22 protein-coding genes are annotated in these 21,377 nt (G+C 68.9%); 18 read left to right on the forward strand and 4 right to left on the reverse strand.

What is annotated here, in order from left to right:
• Positions 1-29: 29 nt before the first annotated feature.
• The 10 genes from thrS (at position 30) to N803_RS04555 (ending at position 8,910) form a co-directional block, all read left to right on the forward strand.
• Positions 30-2,027, forward strand: coding sequence for a threonine--tRNA ligase (thrS, locus tag N803_RS04510; RefSeq protein ID WP_035902975.1), 1,998 nt, complete (start codon positions 30-32; stop codon positions 2,025-2,027).
• Between the two features lie 37 nt (positions 2,028-2,064).
• Positions 2,065-2,523 carry a GNAT family N-acetyltransferase gene (locus N803_RS04515; RefSeq protein WP_035902976.1) on the forward strand — a complete coding sequence of 153 codons (459 nt, stop codon included), beginning with the start codon at positions 2,065-2,067 and terminating at the stop codon, positions 2,521-2,523.
• Between the two features lie 115 nt (positions 2,524-2,638).
• Positions 2,639-3,214, forward strand: a complete 576-nt coding sequence (locus tag N803_RS04520; RefSeq protein ID WP_035902977.1) for a hypothetical protein — start codon at positions 2,639-2,641, stop codon at positions 3,212-3,214.
• Positions 3,215-3,406: 192 nt separating this feature from the next.
• A complete protein-coding gene (locus N803_RS04525; protein ID WP_035902978.1) occupies positions 3,407-3,955 on the forward strand; it encodes an HIT family protein in 549 nt (182 codons plus the stop codon).
• A 26-nt stretch (positions 3,956-3,981) separates the two neighbouring features.
• Entirely contained in the window at positions 3,982-4,623 is a 642-nt protein-coding gene (pgsA, locus tag N803_RS04530) for a phosphatidylinositol phosphate synthase (RefSeq protein ID WP_035902981.1), read from the forward strand.
• A complete protein-coding gene (locus N803_RS04535) occupies positions 4,620-5,573 on the forward strand; it encodes a phosphatidylinositol mannoside acyltransferase (protein ID WP_245617008.1) in 954 nt (317 codons plus the stop codon). The genes pgsA and N803_RS04535 overlap by 4 nt, the downstream gene beginning before the upstream one ends.
• On the forward strand, positions 5,570-6,760 hold the full coding sequence (locus N803_RS04540) for a glycosyltransferase family 4 protein (RefSeq protein ID WP_035902982.1): 1,191 nt from the start codon (positions 5,570-5,572) through the stop codon (positions 6,758-6,760). Before N803_RS04535 ends, N803_RS04540 begins: the two co-directional genes overlap by 4 nt.
• Positions 6,760-7,344 (forward strand): hypothetical protein, encoded by a 585-nt coding sequence (locus N803_RS04545; RefSeq protein WP_035902984.1) that lies wholly within the window; start codon positions 6,760-6,762, stop codon positions 7,342-7,344. Before N803_RS04540 ends, N803_RS04545 begins: the two co-directional genes overlap by 1 nt.
• Before the next feature lie 21 nt (positions 7,345-7,365).
• A complete protein-coding gene (gene pdxS / locus N803_RS04550; protein ID WP_035902985.1) occupies positions 7,366-8,298 on the forward strand; it encodes a pyridoxal 5'-phosphate synthase lyase subunit PdxS in 933 nt (310 codons plus the stop codon).
• A 117-nt stretch (positions 8,299-8,415) separates the two neighbouring features.
• Entirely contained in the window at positions 8,416-8,910 is a 495-nt protein-coding gene (locus N803_RS04555; RefSeq protein ID WP_035902986.1) for a hypothetical protein, read from the forward strand.
• Positions 8,911-8,963: 53 nt separating this feature from the next.
• Here N803_RS04555 and fdhD read toward each other — a convergent pair whose 3' ends face one another.
• Genes fdhD through N803_RS04575 form a run of 4 tightly spaced genes read right to left on the reverse strand, consistent with a single transcriptional unit; the run spans position 8,964 to position 13,887 of the window.
• Positions 8,964-9,794: a formate dehydrogenase accessory sulfurtransferase FdhD gene (gene fdhD / locus N803_RS04560; protein WP_035902988.1), complete on the reverse strand. Its 831-nt coding sequence runs from the start codon at positions 9,792-9,794 to the stop codon at positions 8,964-8,966.
• Complete coding sequence (locus N803_RS04565; RefSeq protein ID WP_035903337.1) at positions 9,794-12,076, reverse strand: FdhF/YdeP family oxidoreductase; 2,283 nt, start codon at positions 12,074-12,076, stop codon at positions 9,794-9,796. Before N803_RS04565 ends, fdhD begins: the two co-directional genes overlap by 1 nt.
• 19 nt (positions 12,077-12,095) lie before the next feature.
• On the reverse strand, positions 12,096-13,340 hold the full coding sequence (gene kynU, locus N803_RS04570; RefSeq protein WP_035903339.1) for a kynureninase: 1,245 nt from the start codon (positions 13,338-13,340) through the stop codon (positions 12,096-12,098).
• 13 nt (positions 13,341-13,353) lie between these two features.
• Positions 13,354-13,887: a GNAT family N-acetyltransferase gene (locus tag N803_RS04575; protein ID WP_052111776.1), complete on the reverse strand. Its 534-nt coding sequence runs from the start codon at positions 13,885-13,887 to the stop codon at positions 13,354-13,356.
• 71 nt (positions 13,888-13,958) lie between these two features.
• On the opposite strand from N803_RS04575, the gene pdxT reads away from it, so the two are divergent.
• From pdxT to secF, 8 genes are all read left to right on the forward strand, one after another.
• On the forward strand, positions 13,959-14,570 hold the full coding sequence (pdxT, locus tag N803_RS04580; RefSeq protein WP_245617034.1) for a pyridoxal 5'-phosphate synthase glutaminase subunit PdxT: 612 nt from the start codon (positions 13,959-13,961) through the stop codon (positions 14,568-14,570).
• An 83-nt stretch (positions 14,571-14,653) separates the two neighbouring features.
• Positions 14,654-15,412, forward strand: coding sequence for a YebC/PmpR family DNA-binding transcriptional regulator (locus N803_RS04585; protein ID WP_035902991.1), 759 nt, complete (start codon positions 14,654-14,656; stop codon positions 15,410-15,412).
• Positions 15,413-15,534: 122 nt separating this feature from the next.
• Complete coding sequence (ruvC, locus tag N803_RS04590; protein WP_035903341.1) at positions 15,535-16,047, forward strand: crossover junction endodeoxyribonuclease RuvC; 513 nt, start codon at positions 15,535-15,537, stop codon at positions 16,045-16,047.
• Positions 16,044-16,649, forward strand: a complete 606-nt coding sequence (gene ruvA / locus N803_RS04595) for a Holliday junction branch migration protein RuvA (protein WP_035902994.1) — start codon at positions 16,044-16,046, stop codon at positions 16,647-16,649. Before ruvC ends, ruvA begins: the two co-directional genes overlap by 4 nt.
• 11 nt (positions 16,650-16,660) lie before the next feature.
• Complete coding sequence (gene ruvB, locus N803_RS04600; protein ID WP_245617010.1) at positions 16,661-17,833, forward strand: Holliday junction branch migration DNA helicase RuvB; 1,173 nt, start codon at positions 16,661-16,663, stop codon at positions 17,831-17,833.
• 192 nt (positions 17,834-18,025) lie between these two features.
• A complete protein-coding gene (gene yajC / locus N803_RS04605; protein WP_035902996.1) occupies positions 18,026-18,355 on the forward strand; it encodes a preprotein translocase subunit YajC in 330 nt (109 codons plus the stop codon).
• A 1-nt stretch (position 18,356) separates the two neighbouring features.
• Positions 18,357-20,180: a protein translocase subunit SecD gene (gene secD / locus N803_RS04610; RefSeq protein ID WP_035902997.1), complete on the forward strand. Its 1,824-nt coding sequence runs from the start codon at positions 18,357-18,359 to the stop codon at positions 20,178-20,180.
• Positions 20,177-21,373, forward strand: a complete 1,197-nt coding sequence (gene secF / locus N803_RS04615; RefSeq protein WP_035902998.1) for a protein translocase subunit SecF — start codon at positions 20,177-20,179, stop codon at positions 21,371-21,373. Before secD ends, secF begins: the two co-directional genes overlap by 4 nt.
• Positions 21,374-21,377: the final 4 nt, after the last annotated feature.

A 21,377-nucleotide genomic window follows, 5' to 3' on the forward strand; every position in this document is an offset into this window, starting at 1 on the left:
CGCTTTTGGTCACCCCCCAGGAGAAGCCCGTGTCATCGCAGATCACCGTTCACGTCGCCGGAGACGAGCGATCGGTCGGTCTGGAGACGACGGCGGGTGAGCTGTTCGACGGCCAGCGCGACGTCCTGGTCGCCCGGGTCAACGGTGAGCTGCGCGACCTCGCGCACGTCCTCGCCGACGGCGACGTCGTCGAGCCGGTGACCGCGCAGGAGCAGGACGGGCTGGATGTGTTGCGGCACAGCGCTGCCCACGTCCTCGCCCAGGCCGTGCAACAGGTCAACCCCGACGCCAAGCTCGGCATCGGCCCGCCCGTGCGCGACGGCTTCTACTACGACTTCGACGTCGAGGAGCCGTTCACCCCGGACGACCTCAAGGCCCTCGAGAAGGCCATGCAGAAGATCGTCAACGAGGGGCAGACCTTCGTCCGCCGCGAGATCTCCGACGAGGACGCGCTCGTCGAGCTCAAGGACGAGCCCTACAAGTGCGAGCTCATCGGGCTCAAAGGGGGCAGCGCCGCTGGGGACCTGAACAACATGGCCGAGGGAGCGGACGTCGAGGTGGGCGGCGCCCAGCTGACGATCTACGACAACGTCCGCCGTGACGGCACCCGCGCGTGGGGCGACCTCTGCCGCGGTCCGCACGTGCCGACCACCAAGGTCCTCGGCAACGCCTTCAAGGTGATGCGCAGCGCCGCCGCCTACTGGCGCGGCTCCGAGAAGAACCCGCAGCTGCAGCGCATCTACGGCACCGCCTGGCCGGACAAGGAAGGCCTGCGCGCCTATCTTGACCGCCTCGCCGAGGCCGAGCGCCGCGACCACCGCAAGCTCGGTGCCGAGCTCGACCTGTTCAGTTTCCCCGACGAGCTCGGCTCCGGCCTGCCCGTCTTCCACCCCAAGGGTGGCGTCATCAAGCGCGAGATGGAGGACTACGTCCGCGCCCGCCACATCGAGGAGGGTTTCGACTACGTCGGGACCCCGCACATCACCAAGGACGGGCTCTTCCACACCTCGGGCCACCTGCCGTACTACGCCGACACGATGTTCCCGCCGATGGAGCTCGAGGGCGCGAAGTACCAGCTCAAGGCGATGAACTGCCCGATGCACAACCTCATCTTCAAGTCACGTGGCCGGTCCTACCGCGAGCTGCCGCTGCGCTTCTTCGAGTTCGGGTCGGTCTACCGCTACGAGAAGTCGGGTGTCGTGCACGGCCTCACCCGCGTGCGCGGCCTGACCCAGGACGACTCGCACTCCTACGTCACCCCCGAGCAGGCCCCGGGCGAGATCAAGCACCTTCTCGACTTCGTGCTCTCGCTCCTGCGCGACTTCGGCCTCGACGACTTCTACCTCGAGCTGTCGACCCGCGACGAGACCGGGGAGAAGAAGGACAAGTTCATCGGCAGCGAAGAGCAGTGGAAGATCGCGACCGAGGTTCTCGAGAAGGTCGCCACCGAGTCCGGCCTCGAGCTCGTCGCCGACCCGGGCGGGGCCGCGTTCTACGGCCCGAAGATCTCGGTCCAGGCCCGCGACGCCATCGGCCGCACCTGGCAGATGTCGACGATCCAGTACGACTTCAACCAGCCGCACCGCTTCGGTCTCGAGTTCCAGGCCGCGGACGGCTCCCGCCAGGAGCCGGTGATGATCCACTCGGCGAAGTTCGGCTCGATCGAGCGCTTCTTCGGCGTCCTCGTCGAGCACTACGCCGGCGCCTTCCCGGTGTGGCTCAGCCCGGTTCAGGTCCTCGGTGTCCCGGTCGCGGACGAATACAACGACTACCTCTGGGACGTCCTGTCGCAGATGAAGGCCAAGGGCATCCGCGTCGAGCTCGACGAGAGCGACGACCGCTTCCCGAAGAAGATCCGCAACGCGAGCAAGTCCAAGGTGCCCTTCACGCTCATCGCCGGCGAGGAGGACCGCAGCAACAACGCGGTGTCCTTCCGCTACCGCGACGGGTCGCAGAAGAACGGCGTCGCGATCGAGGACGCCATCGCCGAGGTCCTCACCGCCATCGAGACCCGCGCGCAGGTCTGAGCCGGAAGGCAACAGCCATGACCAGGAGCCCGCGAACGTGAGCGCCGTCATCCGGCTCGCCGAGCCACGTGACGCGTTCGCGATCGCGGCCCTGACCATGCAGGACGACCGGGAGACCGGGGCCACGATCGAGTCGGGTTTCCTCGACCGCTACGCCGACGCCTGGTTGGCCGACCGGCACCGGGTGACCTTCATCGCCGAGGCCACGGACGGGCGACCCATCGGGATGGTCACCGCAGCCGTCGTGACCAAGCTGCCCAGCTCCCGACGTCCGGACTCGCGATGGCTGCACGTCTCGCTGCTCTTCGTGACGCCCGATGCCCGCGGAGCAGGGCTGGGCGCACGGTTGCTCGCCACCCTCAAGGAATGGGGCCGCGCCCACGCCGTCACACGCATGCAGCTCAACGCCGCACCGGAGGCGCGCTCCCTGTACGAGCGAGCGGGTTTCACGGCCGCCACGGCCGAGTTCATGGAATGGCACGCACCGAACACCTGAGCCGGAATCTTTTCCGAGAGGCGACGCAACCTTTCACCCGGGCCACCTCGTCTGGGTGCAGTGAGGGGGCGGGGCCACAGGGGGTATCCGCCTCTCACCACCGAGAGGATCCACGATGTTCAATCGCACCACTCGACTCGCTGCCGTTGTCGGCGCCGCGGCTCTGGCCGCGTCGATTCTGGGGGTCGGCCCGGCCTCGGCCAAGCCGGCCCGATCCGTGCTGCCTCAGACCATGGGGGGAGTGCCGCTCAGCATGGAGCTCTACAACGCACCCCAGGGACCCACCGTTCTCGGGCCTCAGGCCTGCGACCCCGACAACAACCCGGACGCCTCGTGGGCGAGGTCGCGCTGGGTCGGCAGCTACTGGGACGGCGACAACGCGACGCCCAACCTCACCTACGACGCCGTGATCTCGACCTGGCGCGACTCGCGTCAGGCGTTCACCGACGTCATCGAGAACACCGGGCACTGTGCCTTCTTCGGCGTCCCGAACCGTGTCGACTGGCCCGGCCAGGACCCCGCAACCCACGCACTCTTCGACAACGGGGGTAGTTTCTCGGCCGTCATCCGCGACGGGCGGAGCCTCATCGCCGTCGACGCCGTCGACTGGAACGGTGACGGTGAGGCAGGTGACCCGGACCAGCGCGCGGCCGCGATCCGCGAGGCGCTGGCGCTGGAAGCCGCGCTCTGATCGGAAGGTGAGCGGACGGCATACGAACGTCGTTTCTTCGTATGCCGTCCGGTCCGGGAAAGTTTTTCGGTTCCCGAAGCAACCTTTTGGCGCCGAGCGGCGTCTCAGTAGGTGAAGGGGCGGGACGCCGGGCAGGGGCCGGTGTCCCGCCCTTCGGCTTGGGGGCCTGGAGCGGTGTCTAGGATCGTGCTCATGGATGAGGTTCCGACGACTGACGCCGAGGACTTCGCGGGGGTTCCGGACGGGTTCGACCGGCTGTGGACGCCGCACCGTCTGGCCTACGTCACGGGGGAGCGGCCGACCAAGGAGGCCGGCGACGGCTGCCCGTTCTGCGCGGCACCCGGTCGTGACGACGAGGAGGGGCTCATCGTCCACCGGGGGGAGCACTGCTACGTCGTCATGAACCTCTTCCCCTACAACCCCGGGCACGTCCTCATCTGCCCCTACCGCCACGTCTCGCTCTACGTCGACCTCACGGACGAGGAGACGCTGGAGTTCACTGCGCTGACGAAGGCGGCGATCGCGGCTCTGGGGGAGTCGTCCGGGCCGCAGGGCTACAACATCGGGATGAACCAGGGGGAGGTGGCCGGGGCAGGGGTCGCCGCGCACCTGCACCAGCACGTCGTCCCACGGTGGGGCGGGGACATGAACTTCCTCCCGGTCGTCGGCCAGACCAAGGCACTGCCGGTCCTTCTCGAGGACGCGCGGCGCCGTCTCGTCGACGCGTGGCCGGAAGCCTGAGCCCGGCCCACTAGGCTGACCGCACCATGCTCAACAAGTACGCGCGCCCGTTCTTCACCAAGCTCTTCACCCCAATGGCCTCCCTGCTGCTGCGCCTCGGGGTGAGCCCTGACGTCGTGACGGTCGTCGGCACCCTTGGTGTGAGCCTCGGTGCCCTGATCTTCTATCCGCGCGGTGAGTTCCTCATCGGCACGCTCGTCATCACGGCCTTCGTCTTCTCGGACACCGTGGACGGGATCATGGCGCGCCGGATGGAGCGCTCGAGCGTGTGGGGGGCCTATCTCGACTCGACCCTCGACCGCGTGGCCGACGCGTCGGTGTTCGGCGGGCTCGTCCTGTTCTATGCCGGCGGACACAACCTCCGCTCGGACAGTGCCTTCGGCGTCCGGCCGGGTGTCATGGCGGCGTTGGCCCTTGCCTGCCTCATCCTCGGAATGGTCGTGTCCTATGCCAAGGCTCGTGCCGAGGGCCTCGGGATGACCGCCAACGTGGGTATTGCGGAACGAGCCGAGCGGCTGGTCGCGGTGCTCGTGACCACGGGGTTGGTTGGCTGGTTCCTCCCGGAGTTCTTCCTCACGATCGTGCTGGCGCTGTTGGCCCTGGCCAGCCTGATCACGGTCGTACAGCGCATGCTCGAGGTGCGCCGACAGGCCCTCGACGTCGCGTGAGCACCGTCCCCGCTGGCCTGGTCCGCCGCGCCACCGACACCGTGACGGTGGCCGGCTTCCGGATCGGCTGGACCGTCATCCGGCGTATGCCGGAGCGCGCCGCGTACGCGTTCTTCGACCGGATCGCGGACCTCACCGTTGCCCGCGGGGGTGGTGCGCGCCTGCGAGCGAACTATGCGACGGTGCGACCCGAGCTCGACGACGCGGAGTTGGATGCGTTGGTGCGAGAGGGCATGCGGGCCTACATGCGCTACTACTGCGAGGCCTTCCGGCTGCCGGTGCTCACACCTGACGAGCTCGCTGCGCGTGTGCGGGTCGAGGGGGACGGTCCCGTGCGGGAGGTTCTCGATGCCGACGGTTCGCTCGTCTGCTTCCTCGGGCACATGGGCAACTGGGACCTTGCCGGGGCCTGGGGCGCCGTGCATCTCGGGCCGGTGACCACGGTCGCCGAGCGGCTCAAGCCCGAGGAGGTCTTCGAGGAGTTCCTCGCGTTCCGCACGGGTCTCGGGATGACGATCCATCCCCTGACGGGTGGTCCGGCTCCCTTTCCCTTGCTGCGTCAGGCGGCCCGTCGTCGCGGCCTCATCCCGCTGCTGTCCGACCGCGATCTGTCGCGCGACGGCGTCGAGGTGGAGTTCTGTGGTGAACCCGCACGAATGGCCGCCGGGCCTGCTGCGCTGGCCCTCGCCGAACGTCGTCCACTCTTCCCGGTCTCGATCCGGCACGAGCAGCGTGAAGGGGGCGGTTGGGGTATCGTCATCACCTTCCACGAGCCGGTCGTCGTGCCTCCATCGGGGACGACCCGCGAGAGGGTCAGCGCGATGACCCAGGCCTGCGCCGACGCCCTCGGCTCGGCCGTGCGGACCCACACCGCCGACTGGCACATGCTCCAGCCGGTCTTCACCAAGGACCTCGACGTCGAGCGTCTTGCGAGAGTCGGCGCCCGATGAGGATCGGCCTCGTCTGTCCCTACGCCTTCGACGTCCCCGGAGGCGTGCAGTTCCACATCCGTGACCTCGCCGAGTACTTCATCGCTCAGGGGCACATGGTCTCCGTCCTCGCACCGGTGGACGACGACGATGCCGAGCTACCGGCATACGTCACGTCGTGCGGACGCGCCGTTCCGGTGCGCTACAACGGATCCGTCGCCCGCCTCACGTTTGGCCCGGTGACCTCCTCGCGGGTGAGCCGGTGGCTCGAGGAGGGTGAGTTCGACGTCCTCCACCTGCACGAGCCGGTGACGCCCAGCGCCTCCCTCATGGCCCTGTGGGCCTCGTCCGAGCCGGTCGTCGCGACGTTCCACACCTCGAACCTCAGGTCGCGGGCCATGCACGCCGCCAACCCGCTGCTGCGGCCCTCGACCGAGAAGATCCGCGCACGGATCGCCGTGTCCGAGGAGGCCCGACGCACGGTGGTGCGCCACCTCGGCGGCGATGCCTACATCATCCCCAACGGCGTCGACACCCGACGGTTCGCGCCCGACGGTGCCGCGACGCAGTGGACCGGGACTCCTGAACGGCCGACGCTGGCGTTCCTCGGTCGCCTGGACGAGCCGCGCAAGGGCCTGGCCGTCCTGCTCGAGGCGATGCCCGCGATCCTCGACGCCCTGCCCGGTGCTCGACTCATCGTGGCCGGTCCGGGCGAGATCGACGAGATCTCGGCAAGGCTCGACCCTCGGGTGCGCTCCGCCACGGAGTTCCTCGGCGCGGTGTCCGAGGACGACAAGGTGGCGCTGCTGCGGTCGGCCGATGTCTACATCGCCCCGCAGACGGGTGGCGAGAGCTTCGGCATCGTGCTGGTCGAGGCGATGGCCGCGGGTGCCCCCGTGGTCGCCAGCGATCTGGAGGCGTTCATCGCAGTGCTCGGTGACGGGCCCGCTGGTCGAACCTTCCCGGTGGGGGACAGCAGTGCGCTGGCCGTCACCGTCATCGATCTCATCGGCTCTCCCGAGGAGCGCCAGCGCCTGCGCGATCTCGGTCTGAGGCGAGCCCGCTCGTTCGACTGGAACGTCGTCGCCGGGCGCGTGATGGCCGTCTACGAGACCGTCATCGAGGGCGCGGACCACTCGCCGGTCGATCCGGTCCTGCGTGCCGGGTTGCTCAGCCGTCTGCGCTGGCCCCTGAGAGGTGAAGCCTGATGGACGTCCTGCAGGTCGCAACGATCGTCGCGCTCGTCGTGCTCGCGATCGCCTGGTATCTCTCGTACTCCGCGTCCCGCCTCGACAGACTCCACGCCAAGGTGGAGGGTGCCGTGTCGGCTCTCGACGCCCAGCTCGTCCGCCGCGCCGAGGCGACTCTCGAACTGGCCACGAGCGGCGACGTGGACCCGGCGAGTTCCCTGTTGCTGGCCGATGCCGCGAGCGAGGCCCTGGAGCGGCACACGCATCAGCCGCTCAGCCACGACCCGCTCGACGGACAGACCTTCGCCGGACGCGAGGGGACTGAGACCAACCTCACGGAGGCGTTGCGTGCAGCGCTGACGGAGGAGACGGTCGCCGAGTTGCGCAGTGACGTGGATAGCGCTGGGGCACAGGGACTTTCGCGCGTCGAGGCCAGTGCCCTGCGTGTCCAACTGGCCCGCCGATTCCACAACGACGCCGTGCGCGAAGTGCGACGCGTGCGTGCGAAAGCGGTTGTGCGCGCGTTCCGACTGGCCGGGCACGCAGCACTGCCGCAGGCGGTGGACTTCGACGATGGCCTTCCGCCTGCAGTGGTCGACTGACGCGGCCCTACACTTGCGCGCATGAGTGAGACCTCCACCCCCGACACCGCCTCCACGACCGCCTCGCAGGGCACCCACACGGGCACGACCCGCGTGAAGCGTGGCATGGCCGAAATGCTCAAGGGCGGCGTCATCATGGACGTCGTCAACGCCGAGCAGGCCAAGATCGCCGAGGACGCCGGCGCCGTTGCCGTCATGGCCCTCGAGCGGGTCCCGGCCGACATCCGTGCACAGGGTGGCGTGTCGCGCATGTCCGACCCCGACATGATCGACGGCATCGTCGAGGCGGTCTCGATCCCCGTCATGGCCAAGGCCCGCATCGGCCACTTCGTCGAGGCCCAGGTCCTGCAGTCCCTCGGCGTCGACTACATCGACGAGTCCGAGGTCCTCACGCCGGCCGACTACGCCAACCACATCGACAAGTGGCAGTTCACCGTGCCCTTCGTCTGCGGTGCGACGAACCTCGGCGAGGCCCTGCGCCGCATCACCGAGGGCGCGGCGATGATCCGTTCCAAGGGTGAGGCCGGCACCGGTGACGTCTCCAACGCCACGACGCACATGCGCAAGATCCGCGCCGAGATCAAGCGCCTCCAGAACCTCCCCGAGGACGAGCTCTACGTCGCGGCCAAGGAGCTCCAGGCGCCATACGACCTCGTCAAGGAGGTCGCCCAGGCCGGCAAGCTCCCCGTCGTGCTCTTCACCGCGGGCGGCATCGCGACCCCGGCCGACGCCGCCATGATGATGCAGCTCGGCGCCGAGGGCGTCTTCGTCGGGTCCGGCATCTTCAAGTCCGGCAACCCGGCCCAGCGCGCCGAGGCGATCGTCAAGGCGACGACCTTCCACGACGACCCCGACGTCATCGCCAAGGTCTCCCGCGGCCTGGGTGAGGCGATGGTCGGCATCAACGTCGACGAGATCCCGGAGCCGCACCGCCTCGCCGAGCGCGGTTGGTGACCCCCAACTTTTGCTCCCCATGAGAGAACCTGAGGGGTCCGGAGGCTTCATAGGCCTCCGGACCCCTCATCTTCCCTCCGGTCGTGCGTTCCCCCGCTCCAGAGTCAGGCTGCCGCGATGACCTTTGTCACGATCCTTCTGTGGGCCGTTCAGGGCCTCGTCCTCCTGGTCGGGGTGTACTTCCTCTACCGGGTTGCCACGCACGGGCGCAGAGTCCGGGCCAGCGGCGCACCCGGTTTCGCTGCGGTCCAGCCGGGAGCCCTGTCGGGGACCTGGAACGCCGTGGTCACGGATGAGGGCAGCCACCCGAGCTTCTCGGGTCGGCGCGGCCACGTGCGCGTCGACAACGGCTGGATCGGGTTCCATGCCGATGGATCACCTCAACCCACCTGGATCGTCCCGGCGAGCCAGGTCCGCGGGGGCCGCAACACGATGTTCGCCATGTCGGAGGTGTGGCTCGAGTCTGCGCAGACAGGGCGGATCAACCTCACGGTGAGTCACGAGCACATCAACGGGTTCGTGGACAACGACTTCAAGGACATGCGCGAGCGCCGATACGCCCACGAGTTCTTGCTGATGCTCGGTCGTCACGGCGCCCACGTCGCCCCTTAGCCATCACCACAGGTCGACTCTTCGCAGCCGGTCCCGGAAGCAGGGAAGGCGCGTCAGTGTGGGATGCGGTGTGAGTGGGAGTAGACGCTCAGACGCCGACCGCGCGCGAAGGCCACCAGGGTCACCCCGAGGCGGTCGGCGGCCTCGATCGCCAGGCTGGACGGCGCGGAGACGCAGGCCAATACGGAGACGCCCGCGACCGCAGCCTTCTGGACGATCTCGAAGCTCGCCCGGCTCGACATGACCAGCAGCCCGCCGCGGGTGTCGACCTCGCCGACGAGTGCCGCACCAAGCACCTTGTCGGCGGCGTTGTGGCGGCCGATGTCCTCCCGAACGATCGCCAGCTTCACGGGGGAGTCCGGACCAGTCGTCCCGGCCGGGGCCGGAGCCAGCCCCGCGGCGTGGGTGCCTCCCGTCTTGGCGAAAACCTGCTGGCGGGTTCGCAGCTCATCGAGGGCAGCCACCACCGAGGCGGCTTCCCACACGACCTCCGGCGGTCGGTCGGACACGACGGACTCGACTGCCTCGACCGCGGTCGTTCCGCACAACCCGCACCCACCGAGTGTGGCGAGGTTGCGCGTACCGGTGGCCGCCGACGCGACGGAGCGGCCGGGAATGGTGAGGTTCAGGACGTTGAGCGTGTCGAGGTCGGAGCAGAAGACGGCCGACAGTACGTCCTCACGTTGAGCGATGACGCCTTCGGCGCGGAGCAGTCCGTGCGCCAGGTCGACGTCGGCACCCGGCGTCCGCATCGTCACCGTGAAGGTCTCGCCGTTGACGCGGATCTCGAGGGGTTCCTCGCCGGCGACCGTGTCGATCGAGCGGGTGGTCTCGCGGTCGAGGTCGATGCGGACGACCTTGTGCCGCGACGTGACGCGTCCCATCAGCGGGCCTCCAACCGCACGACGACCGACTTGGATGTCGGAGTGTTGCTGCCGCGAGCCGTCGAGTCGAGCGGCACAAGCACATTCGTCTCGGGGAAATAGGCCGCGGCGCAGCCCCGCGCCGTCGGGTAGGCCACGATCCGGAACTCCTCCGCGCGTCGCTCCGTGAGTGCGTCGTCGCCGTCGACGCCTCGCCACTCGGACACGATGTCGACGATCTGTCCGTCGGCGAGCCCGAGCTCGGAGACATCGGTCGGGTTGACGAAGACGACACGCCGCCCGGCCTTGATGCCCCGATAGTGGTCGTCGAGCCCATAGATCGTGGTGTTGTACTGATCGTGGCTGCGGACGGTCTGGAGCAGCAGGCGCCCCGGAGGGCACGACGGGTACGCGAGCGGGTGGACGGTGAAGCGGGCACGTCCGCCCTCCACGGTGAAGGTCCGTTCGCGCGGTGGCAAGGGGAGCTGGAACCCGCCGCGGTCCTGGATCCGCTCCTCGAACCGCTCGAACCCGGGGACGACACGTGCGATGTGTTGCCGGATGACGCGGTAGTCGCCGCGCAGGCCCGCCCAGTCGACGGACGACCCGGGGAGGGCCCGACGAGCCAGCTCACACACGATGGCGACCTCACTGAGCAACGTGTCGCTCGCCGGTGCGAGCCGCCCGCGAGACGCGTGCACCATGGCCATGGAGTCCTCGACCGTCACGACCTGTTCGCCGGTGAGTTGTACGTCGCGCTCCGTGCGACCGAGCGTCGGCAGGATGAGGGCCTCGCGACCGGTGACAGTGTGCGACCGGTTGAGCTTCGTCGACACATGGCAGGTCAGACCGACGCGCTCGAGAGCGGCTTCGGTGACGTCACTGTCGGACATGGCGCGCACGAAGTTGCCACCCATGGCGAAGAACACGCGCCCGCGGCCGTCGCGCATGGACCGGACTGCCTCGACCGCGTCGACGCCGTGTTCGCGTGGTGACTCGATCGAGAACTCCGCATCGAGGGCGTCGAGGAACGCAGCCGAGGGCCTCTCGAAGATGCCCATGGTCCGATCGCCCTGCACGTTGGAGTGGCCACGAACCGGGCACACGCCCGCACCCTCACGCCCGATGTGGCCGCCGAGGAGGAGCACGTTGACCATCTCCTGGATCGTGGCCACGGCATGCCGGTGCTGGGTGATGCCCATCGCCCAACAGACGATGACCGACCCGGCCGTGGCGACCTCGTCGGCCAGTCCGCGAATCTCCTGCTCGGTGAGCCCCGTCGCGAGCAGCGTTGTCTCCCAGTCGATCTCGCGCCGCGCCTCGGCATAGGCATCAAAACCCGTCGTATGCCGGTCGATGAAGTCCCGATCCACCGTACCTCGGGCGAGGAGCAGGTGTCCGACCGCCTGGAAGAGCGCCTGGTCCCCGCCGAGGCGCACCCCGAGGTGACGGTCGGCCAGCGGAGTCCCACGGCCCACGACGCCACGGACCGTCTGCGGATTGCGGAAGGTCATGAGCCCGGCCTCGGGCAGCGGATTCACGGAGATGACGCGAGCGCCGTTGTCCTTCGCGGCTTCCAGGGTCGACAGCATGCGGGGGTGGTTGGTGCCGGGGTTCTGTCCGACGACGAGCACGAGGTCGGCGGCGACGAGGTCGTCGATGGTCACGGTCCCCTTGCCGATGCCGATCGTCTCCATGAGCGCCGTGCCGCTCGACTCGTGGCACATGTTGGAGCAGTCGGGCAGGTTGTTGGTGCCGAACTCGCGCACGAACAATTGATAGGCGAACGCTGCCTCGTTGCTCGTGCGTCCGGACGTATAGAAGATCGCCTCGTCGGGCGAGTCCAGTTCGCGCAGGTGCCGGGCCACGATGTCGAGCGCGCGCTCCCACGTCACGGGTTCGTAGTGCGAAGCCCCCTCGGGCTTGTGCATCGGAGTCGTCAGCCGACCCTGGCGGCCGAGCCAGTGGTCGGACTTCTCGCGCAGCGACGCGATCGAGTGCTCCGCGAAGAACGCGGGCTCCACGCGTCGCTTCGTCGCCTCCTCTGCCACGGCCTTGGCGCCGTTCTCGCAGAACTCGGCCCGGTGAGAGTGCGCCGGATCGGGCCACGCGCAGCCCGGACAGTCGAACCCCTTGTCCTGGTTGACCCGCAGCAGGGTGCGCGCTGTCCGTACGACGCCCATCTGCTCGACCGACATCCGCATCGAGCGCACAACTGCGGGCACGCCTGCGGCAGACGTCTTCGGCGAACCCACTTCGAGGTGGGCGTCGCCCTGGTCATCGAGTACGTCTTTGCGTGCCATCGGTGCCATTGTCTCCCGGTCAGGTCACGGTTGCGCGCGAGCGAAACTCCTCGCGCTCGAACTCCCGCCCGGTGATGACGTCCCGGACGTGCACGGCGGCCGCCAGCACGTCCTCGTGCGAGAGGTAGAGCGGCGCGAATCCCAGCCGCACGATGTCCGGCTCGCGGAAGTCCCCGATGACTCCGCGTGCGATGAGCGCCTGCACGACGGCATACGCGTCGGGGTGCCGGAGGCTCACCTGCGAGCCGCGCCGATCGTCACGAGGCGTGACGACCGGAAGGTCGATGCCGAGTCCGTCGAGGCACTCGACGAAGAATCCGGTCAGCGAGAGCGAACGACGCCTCACGTCCGAGACAGACAATCCGTCGTATGCCGTGAGCGCGCCTTCCAGCGCAGCGATCCCGAGCACCGGGGGAGTTCCCACACGGGCCCGGGTGATGCCCTCGGCAGGAACATGGTCGGGCGACATGGCGAAAGGGGTGGCGTGCCCGTTCCAGCCGAGGATCGGGTTGGTGAACTCCGAGAGGTGCTCCGGCGCGACGTAGAGGAAGGCCGGCGCACCCGGCCCACCACTCAAGTACTTGTAGCCACACCCCACCGCGAAGTCCGCTCCACCGTCGGCGAGACCCACCTCGACGACACCGGCGGAGTGGCACAGGTCCCAGCACGCCAGGGCGCCAGCATCGTGGGCCGCTGCCGTGATGGCAGCGAGGTCCCAGAGCTCGCCGGTGCGGTAGTCGACGTGCGAATAGGCAGCGAGCGCAACGTCATTGGATCCCTGGAGTCGCGTGACGGCCTCGCCCGGGGACACGAGTTCAAGGGTGAGTCCAAGCTGCTCGCACACGCCCCGGGTCACGTGGACGTCGGTGGGGAAGGAGTCGGGGTCGGTGAGGACGACACGACGGTTGGGGCGCAGGCGAGCGGCCGCGTGGACGGCCTTGTAGAGGCTCACCGTCGTCGAGTCACCTACGACCACCGAGCCACCAGGTGCGCCGAGGAGTGCCGCGATCCGATCACCGACGCGCTCCGGCGCGGTCCACCAGGCCGACTCGTTCCACGCCCGGATGAGCTGCTTGCCCCATTGCCGTTCGACAGCGTCGCGCGTCGCTTCCCGAGCAGCGACCGAGAGAGCTCCGAGGGAGTTGCCGTCCAGATAGATGACGCCGTCGGGGAGCTCGAAAGCGTCTCGGCGATCGGTGCCGGCGTGCTCCGCGTCGAGGTTCTGGGCTCGCCGAGTCAGCTCGGTCAGGGCGTCGTCGCTCATGCAGTGAAGCATGTCACTTGCGGTCAGGTGCGGTCCTGCCGGGGAGAACCATGAACGCGACGTCGGGTTGGCCGTCGGGGAGCCAGGCCGGGCGGGCATGGCCCACGGTCGTCCAGCCTCGGCGCCGATAGAACCGGCCGGCGCGCGTGTCCTCGCCGACGACGTCGAGCACGGGCTCACGCCCCAACGCGCGAATCTCCGCGACGGCCCGGTCGAGGAGGGCGCCGCCGACACCGGTGCCGCCCTGGTCGAGGCCCACGAAGAGGATCGACACCTCGCCGAGCTCCGAGCCGGGCCGACCCAGCACCTCTGACCAGGTTGCCGACATCCAGTTCGTGGCGACGTCGGTCGCGGCCACATGACCAACGATCGAACCCTCGGCGACGGCCACCCAGGCGCCGAGTTCACCCGGGCGCACGATGAACTCCTCGACCGGGAAGGGGAGTGGCCAGCGGTGGGGGTAGCCCGACGAAGGTGCCTGGGCCGAGAGCACCTCGACGAGTTCGGGGAGGTCGTCGGGTCGGCGTTCGCGGATCGTCAGGGACACGACCGCACCGTATGCCGCGTGCCCGCCTCCCGCTGCGGGCGGGCCCAGCAGTGTCCAGCGAGCGACGTAGCATTCCGGGCGTGACCCTGCAGCCCACCATCGGAGTCCTCGCCGTCCAGGGCGACGTCCGCGAACACGTGCGCGCCCTCGAGTCGGCCGGAGCCAGGGCTGTCGCTGTGCGCCGCCCCAGTGAGGTGGAGGCGATCGACGGGCTCGTCATCCCCGGTGGGGAGTCGACCACGATGGACAAGCTGTGCCGGATCTTCGATCTGCGCGACCCGCTCGTGGCGCGGCTCCGGGCCGGCATGCCGGCCTACGGGTCCTGCGCCGGAATGATCATGCTCGCCGACCGCATCCTCGATGGACACCGCGACCAACAGACACTCGGAGGCCTCGACATCACGGTGCGGCGCAACGCGTTCGGGCGCCAGGTCGACTCCTTCGAGGACGACCTGCGGATCCGTGAGCTCGGCCCCGAGCCGGTGCGTGCCGTCTTCATCCGTGCGCCGTGGGTCGAGGAGACCGGCGACGACGTGCACGTCCTGGCGAGTGTCCACGTCGGGGGAGCGGACCACCCGGTCGCCGTCCGCCAGGGGGACATCGTCGCCACGAGCTTCCACCCCGAGGTCACCGGCGACCACCGGTTCCACCAGTACTTCGTCGACGTGGTCCGCCAGCGCTGAGCTTCACTGCGGAACGGGGGCGGACGGCATACGCCTTAGGATCGACGACGAGCACCTGACGATCGACAGCACGAGGAGACACCTTGTCCGGCCACTCCAAATGGGCGACCACGAAGCACAAGAAGGCCGCCATCGACGCCAAGCGCGGCAAGCTCTTCGCCAAGCTGATCAAGAACATCGAGGTCGCGGCGCGCACCGGGGGCGGGGACCCGACGGGCAACCCGACGCTCTACGACGCCATCCAGAAGGCCAAGAAGAGCTCGGTCCCCAACAACAACATCGACAACGCCGTCAAGCGTGGTTCGGGTGCGACGGCCGGTGGCGCCGACTGGGAGACCATCACCTATGAGGGCTACGCGCCCGGTGGTGTCGCGATCCTTATCGAGTGCCTCACCGACAACCGCAACCGCGCCGCGGCAGAGGTTCGCACGGCGCTGACACGAAACGGTGGCCAGCTCGGTGACCCGGGTTCGGTCGCCTATGTCTTCGACCGCAAGGGCGTCGTCGTCGTCCCCAAGGGTGACAAGTCTGAAGACGACATTCTCGAGATCGTCCTCGACGCCGGCGCCGACGAGGTCAACGACCTCGGCGAGTCCTTCGAGATCATCTCCGAGGCGACCGACTTCGTCGCCGTGCGCAAGGCCGTTCAGGACGCCGGCATCGACTACGACTCCGCCGAGGCGTCGTGGGTGCCCAACCTCCAGGTCCCGCTCGACCTTGAGGGCGCCAAGAAGATGATCCGCGTCATCGAGGCGCTCGAGGACTCCGACGACGTCCAGGACGTCTTCGCCAACGGCGACATCCCCGACGACGTCCTGGCCCAGCTCGACGCCGAGGACTGACTCGGAAGACGGACTCTGCGGCTGAACGCCGCTGAGCGCCTGCGTGTTGCTGCGCGCCGCCTCCCACCATGCTGTGTAGCGTGGCACCGAACACCTGTTCGGTCTCGTGGAAGGCGGCGCGCGTGCGCGTTCTCGGCATGGATCCCGGTCTCACCCGGTGCGGCCTCGGGGTCGTCGACGGGCGAGCCGGTCGCGCATCGATGGTCGCCGTCGGCGTCGTCCGCACCCCTTCGGACGCCGAGGCGTCGCAGCGGCTCATCTTCCTCGAGCGCGAGTTCGAGGGTTGGCTGCGCAAGTTCACGCCCGACGTCGTGGCCGTCGAACGGGTCTTCGCCGACACCAACGTCACCCAGGTCATGAACACCGCCCACGCCACGGCGATCGCGCTCCTCACGGCCGGCAAACGCGGCATACCCGTCGTCTTCCACACGCCGACCGAGGTCAAGGCGTCGGTCACCGGAACGGGCCGCGCCGACAAGGCGCAGGTGACCGCGATGGTGACCCGCATCCTCAAGCTCGACTCGCCGCCGAAGCCCGCGGACGCCGCCGATGCCCTCGCCCTGGCCATCTGCCATCTCTGGCGCGGTGCGGCAACGGCCAGGCTCGACGCCCTCGCGAAGGCAGGTGCCCGATGATCGCGTCACTCACTGGTCGCGTCGGACACGTCGGGCTCGACCGCCTCGTCATCGAGGTCGGCGGCGTCGGCATGCTCGTCCACACGACACCGCGCACGGCGGCTGAGCTGCGGACCGGTCAGGAGGCCAGTGTCGCCACGACTCTCGTCGTGCGGGAGGACTCGCTGACCCTCTTCGGATTCGGGTCGGTAGCCGAGCGAGACATGTTCGAGACGGTGCAGACCGTCTCGGGCGTGGGGCCGCGACTCGCACTCGCGATGCTGTCGGTGCTCACTCCCGACGAGGTGAGTGCGGCGCTGCGCGGCGGAGACCTCGCGACCCTGACCAAGATTCCCGGTGTGGGCAAGAAGAGCGCCGAACGCCTCGTTCTCGAGCTCAAGGACAAGGTGGGTATGCCGTCCGCCCCCCAAGGTGCCTCCGCCACCTCTGCGGCCGCGCCCTCGGGAGACGTCCGTCGCGACCAGGTCGCCGAGGCGCTCGTCGGACTCGGCTGGTCGGCCAAGCAGGCCGGTGACGCCGTCGCAGTGGTGTCGAAGTCGGCCGATCCGGATGCCTCGGTTGCGGCGCTGCTGCGCATGGCCCTGCGAGAGCTCGGCCGATGAGTCCGTCACCGATGCGTCCGACGGATACGAGCGAGGACGATGCCGGCGGCTCGGTGCGGGGCTTCCGCTCCGACATCGTCGAGGTCGACGGGTTCGACGATCGCGCCGAGGACGGTTCGCTCGACGCGACGGCACGCATCGTCGACGCCGGTGCCGACAGTGACGACGAGCGCGTGGTCGAGGCCGCCCTGCGTCCCAAGCGACTCTCCGAGTTCCCCGGTCAGGCGCGGGTGCGCGACCAGCTGTCGTTGGTTCTCGAGGCTGCTCGTCGACGGGGGAGCGTGCCCGACCACATCCTGCTCTCGGGTCCGCCCGGCCTCGGCAAGACAACGCTGGCCCTCATCGTTGCGGCGGAGCTCGAGCGCCCGATCCGGATCACCTCGGGTCCCGCCATTCAGCACGCGGGCGACCTCGCCGCAGTGCTGTCATCCCTCGACGAGGGCGAGGTGCTCTTCCTCGACGAGATCCACCGCATGTCGCGTTCGGCCGAGGAGATGCTCTATCTCGCGATGGAGGACTTCCGGGTCGACGTGATCGTGGGCAAGGGTCCGGGTGCGACGGCCATCCCGCTCGAGTTGCCGCCGTTCACCGTCGTCGGCGCCACGACGCGATCGGGTCTGCTCCCGGCGCCATTGCGGGACCGGTTCGGATTCACCGGACATCTCGACTACTACGACGCGGCCGACCTCACGACCATCCTGCGGCGCTCGGCCGGGCTGCTCGGCGTCGATGCCGACGAGAACGGCATCGCCGAGATCGCCGGTCGCTCGCGTGGCACGCCTCGCATCGCCAACCGCCTCCTTCGCCGGGTGCGCGACTGGGCGCAGGTGCACGGGTCCGGTCGCGTCGACCTCGAGGCGGCACACGAGGCCCTCGGCCTGTTCGATGTCGACGACGCCGGCCTCGACCGACTCGACCGGGCCGTGCTCGACGCCCTGTGCCGTCGCTTTGGTGGGGGACCAGTCGGACTGTCGACGCTCGCGATCGCCGTGGGGGAGGAGTCGGACACCGTCGAGACGGTGGCCGAGCCCTATCTCGTCCGCGAGGGGTTCATGGTGCGGACGCCGCGAGGCCGGGCCGCATCACCTCGGGCCTGGTCACACCTCGGTCTCACCCCGCCCAAGGAGTTCGCGACCCAGGACGCACTGCCCCTGGACGACAGCGTGGGCCGGCTCGGCGGGTGACGGAGGCGCCCCACGGCACGGTTGCATCACGATCCGGCATCGTCTGAGCGCCGGGCACGTGGGGCGGGTGTGGTGCGTTGGTCGTGGGTGTGACCGTCACCTATGCTGACTCGACGGCCCGGCGTCGACCGGGCCGTCGACGTGCCCAGCAGTGTGGCGGGCGCGCTCTGATCCAGACTCGAAGGACTCTTCATGAATTCCGGTGCCGGTGTCGGCAACCTCCTCGTGCTTGCCCTGCCCCTTCTGCTGCTGGCGTTCCTCATGTTCAGCCAGCGCAAGCGCGGTCGGCAGATCCAGGAGTTCCAGTCCGCTCTGTCGGTCGGCGACAAGGTCGTGCTGACCTCGGGTCTCTACGGCACCATCACGGCGCTGGACGACGTCGTGGCCACCCTCGAGATCGCGCCCGGCGTGCAGGTGCGAGTCGACCGTCGTGCGGTCGGTCTCACCCAGCCCGGTGCCACCGCCACGGACGCCACTGGCACCGTGAGCCCAGGTTCCGACACCACGCCCGAGGGCAACTGACATGGCCCAGATGAGTCACGCGACGTTCGCGCGCCGTGCCCTGGCCGGCATGGCCGTTCTTGCCATCGCCCTCATGGGTCTGCTGTTCGGGGCGAACCAGTTCGGCGACGGCAGCTATGCCCCCAAGCTCGGTCTCGACCTCGAGGGCGGCACGGAGATCATCCTCAAGCCGCGCCTCACCGGCGACAGGTCGGTCTCGCCGGAGCAGATCAACCAGGCTCGCGACATCATCGTCCAGCGCGTTGACGCCGGTGGCGTCGCCGGCGCCGAGGTGACGACGCAGGGCGGCAACAACATCGTCATCAGCATGCCGGGAACGCCGAGCAAGCAGCAGGAGGACGGGATCCGTCGCTCCTCGCAGCTCCAGTTCCGTCCCGTTCTCGCCATCGCAGCCGGCACGCCCGAGCCGGCGCCGTCTGCCAGCCCGAGCGGCTCCGCGAGCCCGACGCCCAGCGGCTCGGCCAGCCCCAGCGCCAGCCCGTCGGCCAGCGCCCCGGTTGCCAGCCCGGCGCCGTCCGCGACGAACAATTCGGCCATACCCGGTGCGCTCTCGACCGAGGCGAGCCCGTCGCCGTCGGCCAGCGCATCGGCAACGCCGTCGACGTCCGCCAGCCCGTCCCCGAGCCCCAGCCCCAGCGCCAGCACGTCGGGCGCGGGTCAGGCTGCGGGCGACCCCTACAGCCTCGACCAGATCACCGAGGAGATGACGGCGCAGTTCACCGCGCTCGACTGCTCCAAGCCGGAGGCTCTCGAGGGACTCGTCGACGACGAGACCAAGCCCATCGTGACCTGCGACCAGGACGGTGCCGCGAAGTACATCCTCGGCCCGGTCGTCGTGTCCGGTGACAAGATCTCCGACGCCAGCGCCGGATACCAGGTCACCCCGCAGGGCCAGCAGACGACGACGGTCGAGATCCAGCTCAGCCTCAACAGCGAGGGCACGAAGCAGTACGCCGACGTGTCGCGCAAGATGGTGGGCCTCCAGCAGCCGCAGAACCAGCTCGCGGCCACGCTCGACTCGCGCGTCATCGTCGCCCCCTCATTCAACGAGGCGATCCCCAACGGCAAGGCGAGCATCACGGGCGGTTTCGGCATCACCGAGGCGCGTGACCTGGCCCAGCAGCTCAAGTTCGGTGCCCTGCCGATCTCGTTCGACCTGCAGACCCGCAACCAGATCAGCCCCACCCTCGGTAGCGAGCAGCTGCGCTACGGCTTCTACGCCGGCCTCGTCGGTCTGCTCCTCGTGACGATCTACTCGTTGCTCCAGTACCGCGTGCTCGGGTTCGTCACCATCGCGTCGATCGTCGCGGCGGGTCTCCTGACCTACCTCGCGATCACGATCCTCGGCTGGTCGCACAACTACCGCCTCGACATGGCCGGAGTCACCGGTCTCATCGTGGCCATCGGCTTCACCGCGGACTCGTTCATCGTCTACTTCGAACGCATCCGCGACGAGCTGCGTGAGGGACGCTCGCTCGAGAGCGCCGTCGCCACCGGTTGGGACCGGGCCAAGCGCACGATCCTCATCGCCGATGGCGTGAACTTCCTCGCGGCCATCGTGCTCTACCTGCTCGCGAGCTCCAGCGTCCGCGGCTTCGCCTTCACGCTCGGCCTGACCACGCTGCTCGACATCCTCATCGTCTTCCTCTTCACGCACCCGCTCGTGACGTTGCTCGCGCGCCGGAAGTTCTTCCGTGGTGGGCACCCGATGTCGGGTCTCGACCCGGAGAAGCTCGGTGCCGTGAAGAAGACCTCGTATGCCGGCCGCGGTCGGTTCACGACGAACCCGCCCCGCGTTGCGGGCGGCGAAGGGAGTGCGTCGTGAAGTTCTCGGACCTCGGCAACGACCTCTACACCGGCAAGCGGTCGATCCCGGTCGTCCCCAAGCGCCGGACGTTCTACCTCGTCTCGCTCGTCCTCATGGCGATCGCCATCGCGGGTCTGGGCATCAACAAGCTCAACCTGGGCCTCGAGTTCAGTGGTGGCTCCGAGTTCCGTGTGACCACTCCGGCGGTGCCGAGCGACTACGAGTCGCAGGCCCGTGACGCTCTGGGTGCCGCGGATGACTCCACCGGCGTCCGCGTGTCGAAGCTGGGCGCCACGACCGTGCGCGTCCAGACCGAGCGGCTGTCCGAGGCCGAGAGTGCCCGGGTCGCGTCGGAGCTCGCGAAGACGTTCGAGGTCGACTCCGACAAGGTCAGCTCGACCTTCATCGGACCCTCGTGGGGTGACTCGGTCACGAAGCAGGCTCTGCGCGCCCTGATCATCTTCCTCATCCTCGTGGCCGCCGTCCTCGCCATCTACTTCCGCAACTGGAAGATGGCCGTGGCGGCGCTCATCGCCCTGGCGCACGACCTCGTCATCACGGTCGGGATCTACTCGTTCTCCAAGTTCGAGGTCTCGCCGGCCACGATGATCGGCTTCCTCACGGTCCTCGGCTACTCGATCTACGACACGGTCGTCGTCTTCGACAAGGTCCGCGAGAACACCACCGAGGCCTTCGCCAACGGCCGGATGAGCTTCGCCAAGGCTGCCAACCTCGCCGTCAACCAGACGCTCGTCCGGTCGATCAACACGACGGCCATCGGCATCCTCCCCATCCTCTCCGTTCTGGTCGTCGGCACCATCTTCCTCGGCCCGGGCACCCTGCTCGACCTCGCGCTCGTCCTCTTCATCGGCATCCTCGTCGGTGCCTACTCGTCGATCTTCCTCGCGACGCCACTCCTCGTCAGCCTGCGGAGCAAGGACCAGTCGGTCGTCGAACTCGACAAGCGGTCCGCCCGCTCCGAGGCCAAGCGTGCCAAGGAGGCCAAGGAGGCGCCGGTTACGGTCGGCGCTCCGGCGCGCGGCCAGGCGTCCCCGGAAGGGTCGTCTGCCGTGGAGGAGGTATCCGGCTCGTCGGCACCTCTCGCGGACGACGAGTCGCCGGCCACCGTCACCGGTCGCCAGGTCCACAAGTACGCACAGTCCGGCCCGCGCAACCAGCCGAAGCGCGCGCCGAAGTCCCGACGGAAGTAGTCAC

The organism is Knoellia subterranea KCTC 19937 (genome assembly GCF_000768685.1).
Lineage (GTDB): Bacteria > Actinomycetota > Actinomycetes > Actinomycetales > Dermatophilaceae > Knoellia > Knoellia subterranea.